This window comes from Thermomonas sp. XSG, assembly GCF_014678725.1.
GTDB lineage: Bacteria > Pseudomonadota > Gammaproteobacteria > Xanthomonadales > Xanthomonadaceae > Thermomonas.
In genome coordinates, this window is record NZ_CP061497.1 from 798,612 (window position 1) to 816,731 (window position 18,120).

Annotated in this window: 16 protein-coding genes; 4 read left to right on the plus strand and 12 right to left on the minus strand. The window is 69.4% G+C overall.

Annotated features, from left to right (window positions below):
* Window positions 1-10 precede the first annotated feature (10 nt).
* On the plus strand, window positions 11-1,210 hold the full coding sequence (locus ICG51_RS03735) for a dipeptidase (protein ID WP_190281708.1): 1,200 nt from the start codon (window positions 11-13) through the stop codon (window positions 1,208-1,210).
* 96 nt (window positions 1,211-1,306) lie between these two features.
* On the opposite strand, the gene ICG51_RS03740 is transcribed toward ICG51_RS03735, so the two are convergent.
* Window positions 1,307-1,480: a 30S ribosomal protein THX gene (locus tag ICG51_RS03740; protein WP_190281709.1), complete on the minus strand. Its 174-nt coding sequence runs from the start codon at window positions 1,478-1,480 to the stop codon at window positions 1,307-1,309.
* Window positions 1,481-1,590: 110 nt separating this feature from the next.
* A complete protein-coding gene (locus ICG51_RS03745) occupies window positions 1,591-2,004 on the minus strand; it encodes a MerC domain-containing protein (protein WP_190281710.1) in 414 nt (137 codons plus the stop codon).
* 85 nt (window positions 2,005-2,089) lie between these two features.
* On the opposite strand from ICG51_RS03745, the gene ICG51_RS03750 reads away from it, so the two are divergent.
* Window positions 2,090-4,264: a TonB-dependent receptor gene (locus ICG51_RS03750; protein ID WP_190281711.1), complete on the plus strand. Its 2,175-nt coding sequence runs from the start codon at window positions 2,090-2,092 to the stop codon at window positions 4,262-4,264.
* A gap of 49 nt (window positions 4,265-4,313) precedes the next feature.
* Here ICG51_RS03750 and ICG51_RS03755 read toward each other — a convergent pair whose 3' ends face one another.
* Together ICG51_RS03755 and gltX are read right to left on the minus strand one after the other, a co-directional pair.
* Window positions 4,314-4,811: a transcriptional repressor gene (locus ICG51_RS03755; RefSeq protein ID WP_190281712.1), complete on the minus strand. Its 498-nt coding sequence runs from the start codon at window positions 4,809-4,811 to the stop codon at window positions 4,314-4,316.
* Window positions 4,812-4,894: 83 nt separating this feature from the next.
* A complete protein-coding gene (gltX, locus tag ICG51_RS03760) occupies window positions 4,895-6,292 on the minus strand; it encodes a glutamate--tRNA ligase (protein ID WP_190281713.1) in 1,398 nt (465 codons plus the stop codon).
* Between the two features lie 178 nt (window positions 6,293-6,470).
* On the opposite strand from gltX, the gene lpxH reads away from it, so the two are divergent.
* Window positions 6,471-7,193 carry a UDP-2,3-diacylglucosamine diphosphatase gene (gene lpxH / locus ICG51_RS03765; RefSeq protein ID WP_190281714.1) on the plus strand — a complete coding sequence of 241 codons (723 nt, stop codon included), beginning with the start codon at window positions 6,471-6,473 and terminating at the stop codon, window positions 7,191-7,193.
* A 4-nt stretch (window positions 7,194-7,197) separates the two neighbouring features.
* On the opposite strand, the gene ICG51_RS03770 is transcribed toward lpxH, so the two are convergent.
* The 6 genes from ICG51_RS03770 to ICG51_RS03795 all read right to left on the minus strand — a co-directional run bounded on the left by ICG51_RS03770 (window position 7,198) and on the right by ICG51_RS03795 (window position 13,163).
* Entirely contained in the window at window positions 7,198-7,653 is a 456-nt protein-coding gene (locus ICG51_RS03770; RefSeq protein WP_190281715.1) for a hypothetical protein, read from the minus strand.
* Window positions 7,654-7,717: 64 nt separating this feature from the next.
* A complete protein-coding gene (locus ICG51_RS03775) occupies window positions 7,718-8,521 on the minus strand; it encodes a ferritin-like domain-containing protein (protein ID WP_190281716.1) in 804 nt (267 codons plus the stop codon).
* Window positions 8,522-8,696: 175 nt separating this feature from the next.
* Entirely contained in the window at window positions 8,697-10,166 is a 1,470-nt protein-coding gene (gene purF, locus ICG51_RS03780) for an amidophosphoribosyltransferase (protein WP_190281717.1), read from the minus strand.
* A 26-nt stretch (window positions 10,167-10,192) separates the two neighbouring features.
* The gene (locus ICG51_RS03785) at window positions 10,193-11,137 is read right to left on the minus strand and encodes an SPOR domain-containing protein (RefSeq protein WP_190281718.1); all 945 of its coding nucleotides are present in this window, start codon (window positions 11,135-11,137) and stop codon (window positions 10,193-10,195) included.
* A 60-nt stretch (window positions 11,138-11,197) separates the two neighbouring features.
* Window positions 11,198-12,469 carry a bifunctional tetrahydrofolate synthase/dihydrofolate synthase gene (gene folC, locus ICG51_RS03790; RefSeq protein WP_190281719.1) on the minus strand — a complete coding sequence of 424 codons (1,272 nt, stop codon included), beginning with the start codon at window positions 12,467-12,469 and terminating at the stop codon, window positions 11,198-11,200.
* A gap of 43 nt (window positions 12,470-12,512) precedes the next feature.
* Window positions 12,513-13,163 carry a histidine phosphatase family protein gene (locus ICG51_RS03795; RefSeq protein WP_190281720.1) on the minus strand — a complete coding sequence of 217 codons (651 nt, stop codon included), beginning with the start codon at window positions 13,161-13,163 and terminating at the stop codon, window positions 12,513-12,515.
* 103 nt (window positions 13,164-13,266) lie between these two features.
* Between ICG51_RS03795 and ICG51_RS03800 the strand changes: the two genes are divergently transcribed.
* On the plus strand, window positions 13,267-13,662 hold the full coding sequence (locus ICG51_RS03800) for a DUF3224 domain-containing protein (protein ID WP_190281721.1): 396 nt from the start codon (window positions 13,267-13,269) through the stop codon (window positions 13,660-13,662).
* Between the two features lie 66 nt (window positions 13,663-13,728).
* Here the strand turns inward: ICG51_RS03800 and ICG51_RS03805 are convergent, their stop codons facing one another.
* Entirely contained in the window at window positions 13,729-15,822 is a 2,094-nt protein-coding gene (locus ICG51_RS03805; protein ID WP_190282343.1) for a S46 family peptidase, read from the minus strand.
* A 121-nt stretch (window positions 15,823-15,943) separates the two neighbouring features.
* Window positions 15,944-18,094, minus strand: a complete 2,151-nt coding sequence (locus ICG51_RS03810) for a S46 family peptidase (protein WP_190281722.1) — start codon at window positions 18,092-18,094, stop codon at window positions 15,944-15,946.
* Between the last annotated feature and the right edge of the window lie 26 nt (window positions 18,095-18,120).

Genomic DNA, 18,120 nt, shown 5'->3' on the forward strand with positions numbered 1-18,120 from the left:
GGAGATCCAGATGCGCCTCACCCTGCTTGCCGCTGCCTGCCTGTTGTCCGCTCCCATCGTCGCCCATGCCCAGGCCACCGACGCCGCGCGCAGGCTGGCGCAGGATGCGATCATCGTCGACACTCATATCGACGCACCGGGCGTGCTGACCGACAAGTGGGCGGACCTTGCCGGCGAGCACAAGGACCGCGAGTTCGACTACCCGAAGGCGCGCGCCGGCGGGCTGGACGTGGCGTTCATGTCGATCTACACCTCCCCGCGGCAGGACGCCGATGGCAGCGCATGGCAGGCCGCCAACGCGATGATCGACGGCGTCGAGGCGCTGGTGCAGCGGCACCCGGACAAGTTCGCCGTCCTCACCTCGCCCAGCGATGCCGCCCGCCTGCTCGAGGGCGGCCGCGTGCTGCTGCCGCTGGGCATGGAGAACGGCGCGCCGCTGCAGGACAAGCTGGAGAACGTTCGGTTCTTCTTCGACCGCGGCGTGCGCTACATCACCCTCGCCCACAGCGCCGCCAACCGGCTGGCCGATTCCTCCTACGCCGCCGAAAAGAAGTGGAACGGACTGAGCCCGTTCGGCCGCCAGGTGGTGGCGGAGATGAACCGGCTCGGCATCATGGTGGACGTCTCGCACCTGGGCGACGCCTCGGCGCTGGAGGCGATCCGGCTGAGCAAGGTACCGGTGATCGCCAGCCACTCGGCGTTCCGCCATTTCACCCCCGGCTTCGAGCGCAACATCAGCGACGAGATCGCCAAGGCGGTGGCAGCGCGCGGCGGCGTGGTGCAGGTGCCGTTCGGCACCGCCTTCATCAATCCCGACAGCGCCGCCGACCTGCAGGCGCAGTTCCGCGCACGGGTGGCGTTCGACCAGCGCAACATCGAGCTGAAGGCGCAAGGCAAGCCGCAGGAAGATCGCGCGGCGTTCGAGAAGGCCTGGGAGGAAGCGCATCCGGTGCGCAGCAGCACGCTGGCGCAGGTGCTGGACCAGATCGACTACGGGGTGAAGCTGCTCGGCGTCGACCACGTCGGCATCGGTTCCGATTTCGATGGCGTGGGCGGCGAGCTGGCCAACGAACTCAAGACCGTGGCCGACTTCCCCAACCTGGTGGCCGGCCTGCAGGCACGCGGCTATTCCGATGCCGATATCCGCAAGATCCTCGGCGGCAACCTGCTGCGCGCCTGGGCGGCCATCGAGGCCGGCGCCGGCAAGTAACCCGCGGACTCCGAGCGCCCGGCCAACCGGGCGCTCGGCCCTGAAACGCGAAAACCCCGCCGAGGCGGGGTTTTCGTGGTCACGGCAGCGCCGGGATCAGGCAGCGGTCTTCTTGACCGCCTTCTTCGCCACGCTCTTGCTGGCGGCAGCCTTCTTCGTGACCGGCGCAGCGGCGGTGCCGGCGGCCTTGGTCACGGTCTTCAGTCGCGCGTTGCCGTAGCTGGCGTTGTAGCGCTTGCCCTTGGCGGTCTTGCGGTCGCCCTTGCCCATCGTGTTGCTCCTGGATCGATACGTGTCGGTGGATCGCGCCGCGCGCGAGAACCGGGGATTCTAGCACGCGTCCGGGGCGGCACGCGGGAGGCCTGGAATTGCCGGCTCGCTCAGTGCGAATGCGCGCAGGCCGCGTCGTGGACATGGCCGTGGTTCAGCCGCAGGTTGGCCACGTGGGCCAGCCCCACCAAGGTGCCCCCGAAGGTCATCACCACCGCATGCATCACCACCGAGTGATGCAACGGCGGGTACAGCACCGCCACCCACAGCGCACCCAGTCCCGGCAACAGCAGGCCCAGCGCGCGCATCACGCGATGGCGGCGGTAGCTCCACACCAGCACCGACAGGCCGAACAGGCTGGCGAAGGTCACGAACGCCGCCTCGAAGCCATCGTCCAGCCACAGCGCCACGCCCAGCGACGGCAGCAGCGCGACCGCCAGCGGGATCAGGGCGCAATGGATGGCGCAGATCAGCGAACCGGTGGCACCGATCCGGTCCAGCAGCAGGTGCAGGCGTGGGTTCATCGCGACATGACGTCCGGCAGGGGAGACTGTGTTTGTTATGTTATAACATATTTAGCATCCCGACATCTTCACACCTCCTCCCCCTATGTCCCGCAGCATCCCCGCCTTCCAGCCCGCCGCCCTCGCCGCCGCCCTGGCATTGGCCCTGTCCCCGGCCACGAACGCCGCCGACGCGCCCCAGCAGGCCCGGCATGACAGCACGCCCAAGGATCTTGCCGCGGTGGAAGTGCACGCGACGCCGCTGGCCGACACCGCCGAGAACCTGACCGCGCCGGTGGAAGTGCTGGCCGGCAGCAAGCTGGACGAAGCCAAGGCGGGCACCCTCGGCGAAACCGTGGCCGGGCTGCCCGGCGTGCAGACCTCCAACTTCGGCCCCGGCGTGGGCCGTCCGATCATCCGCGGCCTCGACGGCGCGCGCGTGCAGGTGCTGAGCGACGGACTGGGTTCGGGCGACGTGTCCACGGTCAGCGTGGACCACGCGGTGAGCATCGAACCTTTCCTGGCCGACCAGATCGAAGTACTCAAGGGCCCGGCCACCCTGCTCTACGGCAGCGGCGCGATCGGCGGCGCGGTGAACGTGATCGATGGCCGGATCCCGGTCGTCCGTCCCGACGTCCCGCTCTCCGGCCGCGCGGAAGTCCGCCACGACGGGGTGAGCGACGGCAACACCGGCGTGGTCCGCATCGATGGCGGCAGCGGCAGCTTCGCTTTCCACTTCGATGCCCTCCACCGCGAAGCCGGCGATTACCGCATTCCCGGCTTCGCGGAGAGCGCCGAACATCTGGCCGAACTTGGCGAAACCCCGTCGCCGGACCAGGCCGGCATCCTCGAAAACAGCGCGGTGCGCACCGACAGCGCCGCACTCGGCCTTTCATGGATTGGCGAGCGCGGCTTCCTCGGTGCCGCGTACAGCCTCTACAACACCCGTTACGGCATCCCCGGCGGCCACGCACACGCGCCCGGGGAGGACGACCACGCCGACCATGCCCTTGAAGAAGCCGGCCTGGTGCACGTCGAGATGGACCAGCGTCGCACCGAACTGCGCGGCGGGCTGGATGACCTCGGCCCGTTCGCCTCGCTGCGGGTGAAGTACGCCGGCACCGACTACACCCATACCGAATTCGAAGGCGATGCGGTGGGCACCGTGTTCAACAGCCGCAGCCGCGAGGCGCGCGTGGAACTGGTGCACCAACCGCTGGCCGGCTGGAACGGCGCATTCGGCCTGCAGGCCAGCCAGCGCGATTTCACCGCCATCGGCGACGAGGCATTCGTCCCAGGCACGGTCGCCGACGACACCGGCCTGTTCTGGATCGGCAAGCGCGCATTCGGGCCGCTGCAGCTGGACTTGGGCCTGCGCCACGACCGCAACCACGTCGACGTGGACCGCGCTGCATCGGCCGCGCCGGATCGCGACTTCAGCACCTCCAGCCTGTCCGCCGGATTGGGTTGGAAGGCCAGCGAGGCGCTCCACTTCAGCCTCGGCCTGGACCGCGCCCAGCGGGCGCCGACCGCGGAAGAGCTGTATTCGTCCGGCCTGCACGTGGCCACCGGCAGCCATGAACTGGGCGATGCCGGGCTGGGCATCGAAACCGCCAACCGGGTCGAGTTGGGCATGCACCTGCACCACGGCCCGTTCGAACTGCAGCTGTCCGGCTGGCACGCCCGCTACGACGACTTCATCTACCTGGCCAACGCCGACCTGCGCGTGGACGGCGCACCGCTGCGCCTGTGGCGGCAGGACGACGCGCGCCTGACCGGGTTCGAGGCCAAGCTGGACTGGGACATCGCGGACAACGGCAGCGGCCGCTGGTCGCTCGGCCTGTTCGCCGACACCGTGCGCGGCCGGCTGGCAGCGCCGGCCGGTACAACGGTTGCAGTACCGGTGGAGCTGCCGCACGGCGACCACAGCCACAGCGGACAGGCGCAGGTGGCCGCCGGCGGCAACCTGCCGCGGATCGCCCCCTCGCGTACCGGCGCACGCCTGCGCTGGGAACGCGATGCATGGCGTGCCAGCCTCGGCGCGGTACGTCATGCGCGCCAGGACCGGGTGGCGGCGTTCGAGCATCCCACGCCGGGCTACACCCTGGTCGATGCCCACCTGGCCTGGCACAGGGATACGGCCGGCGGCCGCGAGTGGGAGGTGTTCCTCGATGCCGCCAACCTCACCGACCGCGAAGCGCGCCCGCACACCTCGTTCCTCAAGGACGTGGTGCCGCTGCAGGGCCGCAATCTCGCGTTCGGCGTGCGGATGTTCTTCTGATTGCGACGCCTGCGCGCCAACTGCGCGCAGGCACCGGCGTCAGGCGGCGTCAGGCGGCGTCAGCGCCGGCGCAGCGCGCGCACAGGCCGTGCACTTCCAGCGTCTGCGCCTGCGGCGCGAAACCCAGCGCACGCGCCGCCGCATCCAGCGTGGCCACGATGCTGGCGTCTTCCAGCTCGGTGGCCGAATGGCAGCGGTTGCAGATCAGGAACGGCACCGAGTGCTGCGCGGCATTGGGGTGGTGGCAGGCCACGAACGCGTTGATCGACTCCAGCTTGTGGATGAAGCCGTTGGCCAGCAGGAAATCCAGCGCGCGATAGACGGTGGGGGGCGCCACGTTGGCGCCGTCCTCACCGGCGCGGAAACGGTCCAGCAGATCGTAGGCCTTGATCGGTTGCCCGGCCTGCGCGATCAGCGCCAGCACGCGGGCGCGCTGCGGGGTCAGCCGCAGCCCGCGCTCCCCGCAAGCGCGCTCCACCGCGGCCACGAACGCGTCGGCGTCGTCGACATGATGGTGTGGATCGATGCATGCATGTGGATGGCCCATCCCCGGATGATGCGGGCTGGACTGCCGCAGCTCAAGCCGCCAGGTCCCGCGCCGTCAGCGGCGCGGTGCGAAGCCGTCCGTGTTCAGCCGATCCGGGCGAGGGCCGCGTCGATCCGCACCAGCGCTTCCTCGCGCCCGCACAGGTAGACGGTCCAGCCGATGTCGGGGCTGACCTGGGTGCCGGTGATGGCCACCCGCATCGGCTGCGCGATCTTGCCCATGCCAATGCCCTGCGCCTCGGCGGTCGCCTTGAGCGCCTCGCCGATGGCCTCCGGCGTCCACGCCGGCAGCGCGGCGATGCGGCCGCGCGCGTCTTCCAGCGGACCGCGCGCTTCCGGCTTGAGATGCTTGGCGACGGCGGCTTCGTCGTAGACCGTCAGCGGCAGGAACCATACCGCCGACTTCTCCGCCATCTCCTTCAGCGTCTGCGCTCGCTCGCGCAGGGCGAGGACGAGCTCCGCCGGCTTCGGCCCCTTGTCCAGGTCGAAGCCCGCCTGTTGCAGGTGCCAGGCCAGATACTTCGCCACGGCGTCGGGCTCGTCGGATTTCAGGTACTGCTGGTTGAGCCAGCCGAGCTTGGCCATGTCCAGCCGCGCCGCCTTGGCGTTGACGTCGGCCAGATCGAACAGAGACTGCATTTCCGCGATGCTGAAGACCTCCTGGTCTCCGTGCGACCAGCCCAGCCGCACCAGGTAGTTGAGCAGCGCGTGCGGCAGGTAGCCGGCATCGCGGTACTGCATCACGTCGGCCGCGCCGGTGCGCTTCGACAGCTTGGCGCCCTGCTCGTCGAGGATCATCGGCAGGTGCGCGAAGTGCGGGACCGGCGCGCCCAGCGCCTGGTAGATGTTGATCTGGCGCGGGGTGTTGTTGACGTGGTCATCGCCCCGCACCACGTCGGTGATGCGCATGTCGATGTCATCCACCACCACCGCGAAGTTGTAGGTGGCGTAGCCGTCGCTGCGGAAGATCACCAGGTCGTCGAGTTCGCTGTTGGCGATCTCGATCCGGCCCTTGACCTTGTCGTCCCAGGCGACCACGCCGTCGGTGGGGTTCCTGAAGCGGATGACGCGGTTGGGGTCGTCGCGCCAGCCGGCGTTGGCGTCGCGATAGGCGCCGTTGTAGCGCGGCTTCTCGCCCGCGGCCATGGCCGCCTCGCGCATCGCCTCCAGTTCTTCCTTGGTCTCGTAGGCGTAGTAGGCGTGGCCGGTCGCGACCAGCTGCTCGGCGACGGCCTTGTAGCGGTCGAGGCGATGGGTCTGGTAGATCGGGCCTTCGTCGTAGTCCAGGCCCAGCCAGTCCATCGCCTGCAGGATGGCGTCGATGGCCGCCTGCGTGCTGCGTTCGCGGTCGGTGTCCTCGATCCGCAGGATGAACTGCCCGCCCTTGCTGCGCGCTTCCAGCCAGCAGTACAGCGCGGTGCGGGCGCCGCCGATGTGCAGGTAGCCGGTGGGGGACGGAGCGAAGCGGGTGCGGACGGTCATGGGGCGCAGGGAGTCGAGCGGAATCGCGCATTTTAGCTTGTCCTTCCGCCATTCCCCGAAAGGAGAGGTGCCGGGCACACGCTCGGCACGGGCTGCCCTCACCGCATGATGCCCGGGTCCGCAGCGAGAAGGACGCAAGCGCGCACCCGGTCATGGCGGGGGGACTTACAATTTCCGCATGAGCACCCTGTTCGTCTCCGACCTGCATCTCGACCCGGAACGCCCGGAGATCACCGCGCTGTTCGGCCGCTTCCTCGACGGCGAAGCGCGCGGCGCCGACGCGCTGTACATCCTCGGCGACCTGTTCGAGGCCTGGGTGGGCGACGACGACCCGTCCGAGGCCGGCGCGTTCGTGGCTGAACGCCTGCGCGCGCTGGCCGAGGCCGGCGTGCCGACCTACTTCATCCGCGGCAACCGCGATTTCCTGCTGGGCGATGCCTACGCCACGCGCTGCGGCATGACCCTGCTGGACGACCCCACCGTGGTCGACCTGCACGGCACGCCCAGCCTGCTGCTGCACGGCGACCTGCTGTGCACCGACGATGCCGCCTACCAGCAGTTCCGTGCGCAGACGCGCGATCCGCAGTGGCAGGCACAGTTCCTTGCCCAGCCGCTGGCGGCGCGGCTGGCTTTCGCCGCGCAGGCCCGCGCAGCCAGCCAGGCCCGTTACGGCGAGCTGGTGGCGAAGGGCATGGCGGAAACCGTCGGCGACGTGGCGCCAGCCACCGTGCAGGCGTGGTTCGAACGCTTCGGCATCCGGCGCATGATCCACGGGCATACCCACCGCCCGACGATCCATGACGAGGGCCGCGGCCGCACCCGCATCGTGCTGGGCGACTGGTACCAACAGGGCTCGGTGCTGCGGGTCAGTGCGGACGGATGCGACCTCGCCCGCCTGTAGCCCGTCACTTCGCCGCTTCGCCGCAACCGCCGAAATCGACGTCGCCGAAGCGGAATCTCGCCGCCAGCGGGTAGTTGTTGCCGGACATGCCATCGCTGCACTCGTCCTCGATGACGGTCAGCACGAATGGGCGGCCGTCGTGGCTGCCCGCGATCTCCACGCCACCCGGGATGGCGCGACGCCGCCCCTGCAAGACCACCCCCGCGGGATCGTCCGGGGTGCTGTAGGTCAGCCTGTCGCCCTCGACGGCGGCGTTCCAGAACGGCTCATTGCCGAACACGCGGAACACCTGCAGCGGCAGAGCCACGTCGCCGGGCACCCGCTTCCCCATCGCCACCGACCCCGGGGCAGCCGCAACGGGGGCGGCCGCGCTGGCGCCCGGTGCAGCCGCGGAGCCGGACGGCTGCGGGGCGCTGCATGCGACCAGCAGCAGCGACAGGCTGGCGAGGACAGGCTTCATGGTGGGCCTCCGGAGGTCGGGGGGCCAGTGTGCCGCAACCGCCGCCACGGCGCGGCATCGGGGATCAGCCCGCCTCGGCCAGCAGGCTTTCCAGTTCCTCGGGATCGAAACCCGCCTGCAGACGCGCTTCGGTGTTGAACGGCTTGTGCAGCACGCCGCTGGCGTAGTCGCGCAGCAATTCGCGGAAGCGCGCGCGCGGCTCCACGCCGGCGCGTTCGCAGTACCAGCGATACCAGCGGCTGCCGGCGGCGACGTGGCCCACTTCCTCGCGCAGGATGACCTCGAGGATGCCGGCGGTGGCCTCATCGCCCAGCGAGCGCAGCTTCACGATCATCCCGGGCGTGACGTCCAGCCCGCGTGCCTCCAGTACCCGCGGCACCAGTGCCATCCGCGCCAGCCCATCGTGTGCCGTCTTTTCCGCCATTTCCCACAGGCCGTTGTGGGCATCGAAATCACCGTAGTCGCGACCGAAGTCGCGCAGGCGCGCGCGCAGCAGATTGAAGTGGCGCGCCTCGTCATTCGCCACCGACACCCAGTCGGCATAGAACGCGGGCGGCATGCCGCGGAAGCGATACACCGCATCCCAGGCCAGGTCCATCGCGTTGAATTCGATATGCGCCACCGCGTGGATGAAGGCGGCACGCCCTTCGTCCGTACCGAAGCCGCGGCGCGGCAGGTCGCGCGGATGCACCAGCCTTGGCCGATCGGGCCGGCCCGGCATGCGGACGGGTACCGGCGGCGGGGCGTCCTCCGCAATCGCCAGCTCGCCGCGCGCGAACGCCGCGGCCATCGCCAGCGTCAGCGCCGGCTTGTCGTCGGGCGTGGCGGCATCAAGACAGGCGCGGGCGGCGGAAATCAGGTCTTTCATGTCGACAACGAGAGAGTCGCGATGGCGCGCGGCGGGCGATGCGTTTCAACCAAGCGAGTATCGGGGAGCGACTTGAAACGCATCGCCCGCCGCGCGCCTGCCTGGCGCCCGCACTCCTCGGGCCGGTGCGCGTGAGGGCTAGCAACACACTCGCCCCCTAAAATCCCGTGGGCCGTCAGCCGGCTCTCCGCTTCTTCTTCGCCTCGTCCGAGCGCTGCTGCTGGATGCGCTCGAAGTAATCGCCGTCGATGCCGGTCACGTACTCGCCGTTGAAGCAGGAGCTGTCGAACTTGCGGCCGGGGAACTTGGGCCCGGCCACCGCGGTTTCCAGGTCGGCCAGGTCTTGGTAGATCAGCCAGTCGCAGCCCAGCAACTGTTCGATTTCCTTCTCACTGCGGCCGTGCGCCACCAGCTCCTCGCGCGAGGGCATGTCGATGCCATAGACGTTGGGGTGGCGGACCGGCGGCGCCGCCGAAGCCAGGTAAACCTTCTTCGCGCCGGCATCGCGCGCCATCTGCACGATCTGCTGGCTGGTGGTGCCGCGGACGATGGAATCGTCCACCAGCAGCACCACGCGGTTGCGGAACTCCAGCGGGATCGGGTTGAGCTTGCGCTTGACCGACTTCGCCCGCTCGCCCTGCCCCGGCATGATGAAGGTGCGGCCGACGTAGCGGTTCTTGATGAAGCCCTCGCGGTACTTCACGCCCAGCACGTTGGCAATCTCCAGCGCGGAATCGCGGCTGGTGTCGGGAATCGGGATGACCACATCGATGTCGTGGTCCGGCCGCTCGCGCAGGATCTTCTCGCCCAGGGTCACGCCCATACGCATGCGCGCCTTGTGGACCGAGATCTCCTCGATCATCGAATCGGGGCGCGCGAAATACACGTACTCGAAAATGCAGGTGGCATGCGGCGCGGCGGGCGCGCATTCGCGTGCGAACAGCTCGCCATTGTTGGTGATGATGATGCCCTCGCCCGGTGCGACGTCGCGCACGCGCTCGAAGCCCAGCACGTCCAGCGCGACCGACTCCGAGGCGACGATGTACTCGTCGCCAGCCGCGCCGCTGCGCTTGCCCAGCACCAACGGGCGGATGCCATGCGGGTCGCGGAACGCCACCAGCCCCAGCCCCAGCACCGTGCAGACCACCGCGTAGCCACCCTTCACCCGCCGGTTCACGCCTTCCAGCGCCGCGAATACCGCGTCCGGCGTCAGCGCGCGCTGGGTGTCCAGCTCGTGCGCGAACACGTTGAGCAGCACTTCCGAATCGGAGCCGGTGTTGACGTTGCGGCGATCCTGCTCGAACACCTCGCGACGCAGCGCCTCGGTGTTGGTCAGGTTGCCGTTGTGCGCCAGCGCGATGCCGAACGGCGAGTTGACGTAGAACGGCTGCGCCTCGTCGCTGCCCTCACTGCCCGCGGTGGGGTAGCGGCAGTGGGCGATGCCGACCTGGCCTTCCAGCAGCGCCATCGACTTCGCATCGAACACGTCGCGCACTAGCCCGTTGCCCTTGTGCACGCGCAGATGCGAGCCGTGCACGGTGGCGATGCCGGCCGCGTCCTGGCCGCGGTGCTGCAGCATGGTCAGCCCGTCATACAACAACCCGGCCACTTCGCTGTGGCCGACGATACCCACGATGCCGCACATGCTTGGGACTTCCTGTTGGAGTTGGCTCAGGGATGCGGACGGACCATGCCGTCCTTACCCGCAGCCTTGAGTTTGGCTTTCAGCGCATCGGCCTCGGCGCGGTTCATCACCGGGCCCACCCGCACCCGCGTGAGGGTGCCATTCGGGCCGGGCACGGAATCGGTGAACGCATTGAAACCGGCCTTGCGCAGCGCGTCGCGCTGGGCCAGCGCGTCCGGCGCCGAGGAGAACGCACCGATCTGCACCACGAAACCGGTGCCGGCGGCGTTGGCCGGCTTCGCCGGCAGCGGCTCGGGCTTGGCCACCGGCGTAGTGGCGGGCTTGGCTGGCTCGACCTTGACCGGCTCGGCCTTGGGCAGCGGCTTGGCTTCGATCTTCGGTTCCGCCGGTGCCGGCTTGGTCACCGCCGGTGCGGCGGGCACGGCGGGAGTCGCGGTGGCCGTGGCATCCAGCGCCACGACCTTGGCGTCCACGTCGCTGCGCACCTGGCCGGCGCGCAGGCGCGCCGATTCGGCGGTGGCGCGATCGGCGAACGGCCCGATGCGCACGCGCTGGGCCTGGCGATCGCCCAGCGCCACCGCCTCGCGATAGCCCGGCAGGCCGGCCGCAGCCAGCGCCGCAATCACCTTGTCCGCATCGCCCGCACTGGCGTAGCTGCCGAAACTGACGGCGAAGTCGCCGGCCGCAACCGCCGCCAATGGCGCTGCTTCTGCCGCGGGCGCCCCGGGAGCGGCGGGCATCGCGTCCGGCATGCCGGAAACGCTGCCCCCGGGTGCAGCCGCAGGGGCGACCAGCGGCAGGTCCTGGGTCACGGTGCCATCGGGTGCCTTCGGCTCCGGCGGCACGCGCAGCGACACATCGGAGACGCCACTGTCGGGCGCGGGCCCTTTGACCAGCAGCGGCAGGAAGATGACGGCCAGCGCGACCAGCACGGCGGCGCCGACCAGGCGCTGTTTCAGCGACGTATCCATCGACATTCCGTGGAGCCAGGCGCGGTGGGAGGACGGATTATACCGGCATGCCGGCGGCGGTCAGTCCGCGGCGTTCAGGGAGCGCAGCGCTTCCGAGGCGGCATGGAACGACCCGAACGCGAGTACACGGCCGTCGGGCGCCGCCTGCGCAAGCGCTGCCGCCAGAGCACCGGTGACGTCGGCGTGGCGGGAGCCCCCGGCCGCCGCCGTGCCCACCAGCCGCTGCGCCAGCGCCCCTGCATCGCTGCCGCGCGGACCCGCGTCCAGCGTGCCGGCCAGCAGCCAGCCGTCCACCGTGTCGCTCAGTGCCGTCACCACGCCGGCGGCGTCCTTGTCAGCGAGCGCCGCGTACACGGCCAGGGTGCGCCGCTTGGGCTGGGCACGCAGCCAGTCGGCCAACGCGACTGCAGCCTGCGGGTTATGGCCCACGTCAACGATGATTTCCACGCCACCGCGCTCGAACCGCTGCAAGCGCCCCGGCACCGCAGGATCGGCCACGCCGCGCGCCAGCGCTGCGTCCTCCAGCGGCAGGTCCAGCGCACGCAGCGCGGCAATCGCGCAGGCTGCGTTGCGCACTTGCACCGGCGCACCCTGCGCCTGCATCGGCAGTGGCAGCGCGATTTCGTAACCGACTTCGCGCCAGCGCCAGTGGCTGGCATCGACCGGCTCGGCAAAGAAGTCGTTGGCGATCCGCCAAGCCGGCGCACCGATGGCATAGGCGTGGCGCAACACGCTGGCCGGCGGGTCGTCGTCGCCCAGCACCAGCGGCTTGAACGGGCGCGCGATGCCAGCCTTCTCGAAGCCGATCGCCTCGAGGTCGCCACCCAGCCAGTCCTGATGATCCAGACCTACCGTAGTCAGGATGGCAGCGTCGGCATCGACGATATTGACCGCGTCCAGTCGCCCACCCAGCCCCACTTCCAGCACGACCAGATCCAGCCCGGCGCGCGCGAACAGCCACAGCGCGCACAACGTGCCGTATTCGAAATAGGTCAGCGGCGTCCCGCTGCGCGCGGCTTCGACCGCCTCGAAGCCTTCGATCAGTGCCTCGTCGCCGACGTCGTGGCCGTCGATGCGTACGCGCTCGTTGTAGCGCAGCAGGTGTGGCGACGTGTAGGCGCCGACGCGTAGCCCCTGCGCGCGCGCGATCGCCTCCACGAACGCCACCGTCGAGCCCTTGCCGTTGGTGCCGGCCACGGTGACGACATGCGGGGCTGGCTTGCCCAGGCCCATCCGCGCGGCGACATCGCGCACGCGTTCCAGCCCCATGGCGATGGCATTCGGATGCTGGCGCTCGATGAAGGCGAGCCAGTCGGGAAGCGTGCGTGACATGCGGATATTGTAGAAGAGCGCCGACCCGCCTTACCGGCTTCGCCTAAAGCGCGCGGTGCTTCGCCTCGCCGAAGAACGGCGTGTGGTGGGCGCAATCATTCAGTCGCACCACTTCCAGCGCATCGACGTCCGGGCCTTCGAGCAGGTTCAGCGTGGTCGGCGCCTGGCGGAAGGTCCACAGCTTGGTCAGCGGCAGGCCGAGGATGCGCGCCAGCAGCACCCGGTTGACGGCATCGTGGGCGACCACCAGCAGGGTGTCTTCGGCGCCGAGGCCATCGCAGGCGCGCGCCAGCGCCGGCCAGGCGCGGTCCAGCACGATCTGCAGCGATTCGCCGCCAGCGCCGGGCATGAGCACGGTGTCCGGCGCCTCGCGCCAGGCACGCAGGCGTTCGGGATCACGCTCGGCGATCTCGCTGGCCAGCAGGCCTTCCCACTCGCCGTGGCCGATTTCCAGCAGGCCGTCGTCGAACGCCAGACGCGGCGCCCGCGCCGGCCCCAGCGCCAACTGCGCCGTGCGGGTGGCGCGCGCCAGCGGCGAGGCCACCGCACGGTCGATGCGCAGGTCCTTCAGCCGTTCACCCAGCGCGGTGGCCTGGGCGATGCCGAGGTCCGAGAGGGGGATATCGACCTGGCCCTGGTAGCGGCCTTCGGCGTTCCACGGCGTTTCACCGTGTCGGGCAAGCAGGATCTTCATGCGCAGCGGGCTCACCGATTGTGCAGCGCACAATCCTAGCAGGTTGCACACGGTTTACACGGCCCGCGGTAGGCTCGGGTTCCCACAGACAGGAGTCCGGACCATGCAGGCCAAGGGCGAGTTCGAAGTCACCCGCATACCGCAGGAAGAGCTGGAGATCGGCGAGGGCGCGACCATCGGCCACTCCCGCTTCGACAAGCGTTTCCGCGGCCCGCTGGATGCCGTCAGCGTGGTGCACATGCTGGCATTGATGACGCCGGTGCAGGGCTCCGGCGCCTACGTGGCGATCGAACGCATCGAAGGCACCCTGGACGGTCGCCGCGGCAGCTTCTTCGTGCAGCACAACGGCATCATGGATCGCGGCAAGCCCTCCCTGGACGTCACCGTGATCCCCGACTCCGGCACCGGCGAACTGGAAGGCCTGCAAGGGCGCATCGGCATCGACATCACCGACGGCAAGCACTACTACACGTTCGATTACGACTTCCGCAGCGCGTGACCCTGCCTGCCCGACACACGGAAACGCCGGCGCAAGGCCGGCGTTTCCTGTTGCGGGCAACGGCGCTTACTTCTTCGGCGCGACGCCCAGTTCCTGCAGCAGCTGCGGCGACGGCATGACCTCCTGCATGATCCAGCGCATGTAGCGCTGGTCCACCGAGATCATGCGGGTCATTACCGGCTCGAACACCCAGTTGCTGGCCACCGCTTCCTGGATGCCGTCGAAGGCCAGGCCCACCAGCTTGCCCTGCGCGTCCAGCACCGGCGAGCCGGAGTTGCCGCCGGTGATGTCGAGGTCGGACAGGAAGTTCACCGGCACCGTGCCCAGGCGCTTGTCGGCCAGCCCGCCATGGCGCTTGGCAGCCACCGCGTCGAGCAGCGCCTTCGGGTTGTCGAACGGCTCGGCGCCGGTTTCCTTGGCCGCCACCTGTTCCAGCAGGGTGAACGGCTGCTGCACGCTGCCGTCCAGCTTGGTGTAACCCTTGACGGTGCCGAAGGTGATCCGCAGCGAGGAGTTGGCGTCCGGATAGACCGCTTCGCCCTTGCTCTTCTTGTAGTCGGCCATCGCCTGCAGATACAGCGGGCGGGCCTGCAGCGCGGTGCCGTACACCGCCTTGGCCTTCTTCTCCATGTCCATCAGGGTCGGCATCACCGCCACCGCGTACTGGATGGCGGGGTCGGTGCTGGCCTCGAACGCGGCCTTGTCGGCGTTGAACCACTTCAGCCGCTCCTCCAGGCTGCCCAGCTTGCTGCCGTCCAGGCGCGCCAGCGCCTTGTCGGCGGCGGCCTTGTCGCTGCCGCCCAGCCAGCCGTCGACAGCGGCAACATGCTGCTCCGCCGGCAGCGCCACGTAGCGATCCAACCAGTACTGCTGCAGCTGGCGGTCCATCGCCGCCACATAGCGGCGTTCCATCTGCTTGAGGCTGCCCTCGATCACCGGCAGGTCGCGCTGCTGGTAGCCGGACTCGCGCTCGGCATCGGGCTTCTGCTTCTCGATGGCAAGGCGGTACAGGCTGACCGCGGCGCCCAGCACTCCGCTGCGGTTGAAGCTGCCCAGCACCAGGTCGCGTTCCTGGGTGCGCTTGGCGTCGTCCACCAGCTTCACCAGCGTGGCATGCGCATCCAGCGCCGGCTTGCCGGCCTCGCCCTGCCCCTGCAGCCAGCCCAGCACCGCCGCTTCCTCGCGGCGCTTGAAGCCCAGCACGTCGTTGCGGGCGAAGCCCTCGAGCTGGCCATCGAAGTTCTTGCTTGTGTTGTTCCAGCCGGCCATGGTGGCGGCGTACTTCACCGCGATGTCGGGGTTGTCCTTGCCCGCCGCCTCGACCAGCGCGATCTGGTCCTTGTACGCCTTGGAAATGGCCGGATAGCGCCACGCCTGGGTGTTCTCGAACTCCGCCGCCAGCGCGTAGCGGTCGGTGCGGCCCGGATAGCCCGCCACCATCACGAAGTCGCCCGCGCCCAGCGGCTTGTCGGCGATCTTCAGCCAGTGCTTCGGCTGGTAGGGCACGTTGTCCTTGCTGAAGGCCGCCGGCTTTCCGTCCTTGCCCACGTAGGCGCGATAGAACGAGAAGTCGCCGGTGTGGCGCGGCCACATCCAGTTGTCGATGTCGCCACCGAACTTGCCGACGCTGGCGGGCGGCGCGTAAGCCAGGCGCACGTCCTTGATCTCGAGGTTCTTGAACAGGCGGTAGGTATTGCCACCCATGAAGCTGTAGACGCGGCAGCGATAGCCGGCATCGGCTTCGCAGGCGCTGGTGGTCTTCTTCTCGAAGGCTTCCAGCGCGTCGGCGCGCGCGACCGGGTCGCTGCCCGCCGCCGCCATCGCCGCCTTGGCGTCGGCGGTGACGTCGGTGATGTCCTCCAGCACGTAGATGCGCGCGTTCGGACCGGCCGAGAGTTCATCGGCAGGGGTCGCCGGGTTGAAGCCGTCGCGGATCAGGTTCTTCTCGGCGGTGGAGTTCAGCTGGATGGCGCCGTAGGCGCAGTGGTGGTTGGTCGCCACCAGGCCCTGCGGCGAGACGAAGCTGGCGGTGCAGCCGCCCAGCGACACCACCGCGCCCATCGGGTCACCGGTGAGGTTGGCCAGCTGCTTCGGGTCCAGCTTCAGGCCGGCCTTCTTCAGCGGGCCGGCGATTTCCGGCAGCTGCTGCGGCACCCACATGCCTTCGTCGGCATGCACGGCGGTGGCGAAGCTGGCGGTGGCCGCGGCGATGCCGGCGGCGAGGAGGGTCTTGCGCATCATCGTTGTCCTTGGTGGTTGCCGGGGGAATGCGGGAATCGGCTTACTCGGCGGGCAGCTGCATTTCCTGCAGCAGGTGCGGCGCCGGATAGACCTTGGCCAGCAGCCAGCGCAGGTAGCGCATGTCGACGTGGATCGCACGCTTGTAGCGCGGGTCGAACATCCAGCTGGCGCTGACCGCCTCCCAGTTGCTGTCGAAGTTCAGGCCGATCAGCTTGCCTTCGGCGTCCAGCACCGGCGAACCGGAATTGCCGCCTGTGGTGTCGAGGTTGGTCATGAAGTCCACCGTCTGGGTCTTCAGCTCCGGATCGGCGGTGCTGCCGAAATCGCCCTTGGCGATCGCATCCAGCAGCGGCTTGGGCGCATCGAACGGCTCGACGCCGGTGTTCTTCTCGACGATGCCGGCCACCGTGGTCAGCGGGCGGTAGTCCAGGCCGTCGCGCGGCGACAGCGGGCTGACCTTGCCGTAGCTGATGCGCAGGGTGGAATTGGCGTCCGGGTAGACCGCCCTGCCCTGCGAATTGCGGTAGGCGATCAGCGCCTGCATGTAGGCCGGGCGCAACCGCAGCAGTTCGCCGGCGCGCTGCTTGGCTTCGGCTTCCAGACGCAGCAGCGCCGGCTGCAGGGTGGCGGCGGCCTTGAGCAGCGCGTCGTCCGAGGCCGCAAGCGCAGTCGCGTCGAGCTTCAGCGCGGCAAGACGGGTGGCCTCATCGCCCAACTTCGTGCCGGCATACAGCGCGTCGAGCCGCTGCGCCGCCTCGGCTTCGCTGGTGCCGAACACGGCATCGAACTCGGCCACGCGCTGTCCGGCCGGCAGTGCGAAATAGCGCTTCAGCGCGTAACGCAGGGCGGCCTTTTCCACCTCCGGGTCATAGCGGCGCTGCAACTGCTTCAGGCCACCCTCGATCAGCGCCTCGTCGCGCTGCTGGAAGCCGGTTTCGCGCTGCGCATCCGGCTTGCCGCGCTCCAGCGCCAGGCGCTGCAGCTGGCTCGCCGCGCCCAGCAGTCCGGGGCGCAGGAACGGCAGGATGAAATCGCGCTCGCGGTTGGCATCGTCCAGATCCAGCTCCGCCTGCATCGCGCGGATGCCGGCCAGCTTCGCCTTCGCCCCCGGCTGCTTGCCCAGCCACGCCAGCATCGCCGCCTCGTCCTCGCGCCGCACCCGCACCGCGTCGCTGCGGCGCAGGCCCTCCAGTTCGCCCTGCGCGCGCTTGAGCGTGTTCTTGTAGCCGGCGACGCTGGAGGCATAGGCCACCTGCTTCGACTTGCTGCCGGCGCTGGCCTGCTCGACGGTGTCGATCAGGCCGTCGTACATCGCCACCCGGGTGGGCAGCAGCCAGTCGATCTGGCCGGCGAATTCGGAAGCGGTGCGATGGCGGAAGGTGCGGCCCGGGTAGCCGGCGACCATCGCGAAATCGCCCGCCTTCACCGGCGCGGTGGACACCGTCAGGTGCGCCGGCGGCGCATAGGGCACGTTGTCCTTGCTGTACGCGGCCGGCTTGCCGTCCTTGCCGACGTAGGCGCGGTAGAAGGTGAAATCGCCGGTGTGGCGCGGCCACATGAAATTGTCGATCTCGTCGCCGTAGTTGCCGATCGCGCGCGGCGGCGCGTAGACGAGGCGGATGTCCTTCAGCTCCAGCTGCTTGATCAGGTAGAAGTCGCTGCCGTAGTACATGTCGGCGACGCTGCAGCGATGGCCGGGGTCGGCCTCGCACTCGGCGACCGCGGTCTTCTTCGCCGCATCCACGGCATCGTAATAGGCGCGGCCGGTCTTGCCCTTCGCGCCGGCAAGGATGCGGTCGGTGACCTTGTCGAAACCCACCGTCACCCAGATCCGCGAAGCCGGGCCTGCCGAAACCTCATCGGCACGGGTGGCGGCGCTGAAACCGTCCTGGATCAGGTTCTTTTCCGGGGTGGAATTGAGCTGGATCGCACCCATCGCGCAGTGGTGGTTGGTCACCACCAGGCCCTCCGGCGAGACGAAGCTGGCGGTGCAGCCGCCCAGCGACACCACCGCGGCCAGCGGCGGCTTCGTCACGTCGGCCAGCTGGGCGGGATCGCCCTTGAAGCCGGCGGCCTGCAGCTGGGCGGCCAGCTGCGGCAGCTGCGAGGGCATCCACATGCCTTCATCGGCATGGGCCGCGCCGCCGGCAAGGGTCATCGCCAGGGCGGCGGTCAGGGTGCGTTTGCGCATGGTCGGGCTCCGGGAACGGCAAACCC

Excerpts from the sequence above, each read along its gene's own strand:
- ICG51_RS03735 (WP_190281708.1), top strand. The coding sequence starts at position 11 with ATGCGCCTCACCCTGCTTGCCGCTGCCTGCCTGTTGTCCGCTCCCATC.
- ICG51_RS03740 (WP_190281709.1), bottom strand. The coding sequence starts at position 1,480 with ATGGGCAAGGGCGACCGCAAGACCGCCAAGGGCAAGCGCTACAACGCC.
- ICG51_RS03745 (WP_190281710.1), bottom strand. The coding sequence starts at position 2,004 with ATGAACCCACGCCTGCACCTGCTGCTGGACCGGATCGGTGCCACCGGT.
- ICG51_RS03750 (WP_190281711.1), top strand. The coding sequence starts at position 2,090 with ATGTCCCGCAGCATCCCCGCCTTCCAGCCCGCCGCCCTCGCCGCCGCC.
- ICG51_RS03755 (WP_190281712.1), bottom strand. The coding sequence starts at position 4,811 with ATGGGCCATCCACATGCATGCATCGATCCACACCATCATGTCGACGAC.
- gltX (WP_190281713.1), bottom strand. The coding sequence starts at position 6,292 with ATGACCGTCCGCACCCGCTTCGCTCCGTCCCCCACCGGCTACCTGCAC.
- lpxH (WP_190281714.1), top strand. The coding sequence starts at position 6,471 with ATGAGCACCCTGTTCGTCTCCGACCTGCATCTCGACCCGGAACGCCCG.
- ICG51_RS03770 (WP_190281715.1), bottom strand. The coding sequence starts at position 7,653 with ATGAAGCCTGTCCTCGCCAGCCTGTCGCTGCTGCTGGTCGCATGCAGC.
- ICG51_RS03775 (WP_190281716.1), bottom strand. The coding sequence starts at position 8,521 with ATGAAAGACCTGATTTCCGCCGCCCGCGCCTGTCTTGATGCCGCCACG.
- purF (WP_190281717.1), bottom strand. The coding sequence starts at position 10,166 with ATGTGCGGCATCGTGGGTATCGTCGGCCACAGCGAAGTGGCCGGGTTG.
- ICG51_RS03785 (WP_190281718.1), bottom strand. The coding sequence starts at position 11,137 with ATGGATACGTCGCTGAAACAGCGCCTGGTCGGCGCCGCCGTGCTGGTC.
- folC (WP_190281719.1), bottom strand. The coding sequence starts at position 12,469 with ATGTCACGCACGCTTCCCGACTGGCTCGCCTTCATCGAGCGCCAGCAT.
- ICG51_RS03795 (WP_190281720.1), bottom strand. The coding sequence starts at position 13,163 with ATGAAGATCCTGCTTGCCCGACACGGTGAAACGCCGTGGAACGCCGAA.
- ICG51_RS03800 (WP_190281721.1), top strand. The coding sequence starts at position 13,267 with ATGCAGGCCAAGGGCGAGTTCGAAGTCACCCGCATACCGCAGGAAGAG.
- ICG51_RS03805 (WP_190282343.1), bottom strand. The coding sequence starts at position 15,822 with ATGTGGGTGCCGCAGCAGCTGCCGGAAATCGCCGGCCCGCTGAAGAAG.
- ICG51_RS03810 (WP_190281722.1), bottom strand. The coding sequence starts at position 18,094 with ATGCGCAAACGCACCCTGACCGCCGCCCTGGCGATGACCCTTGCCGGC.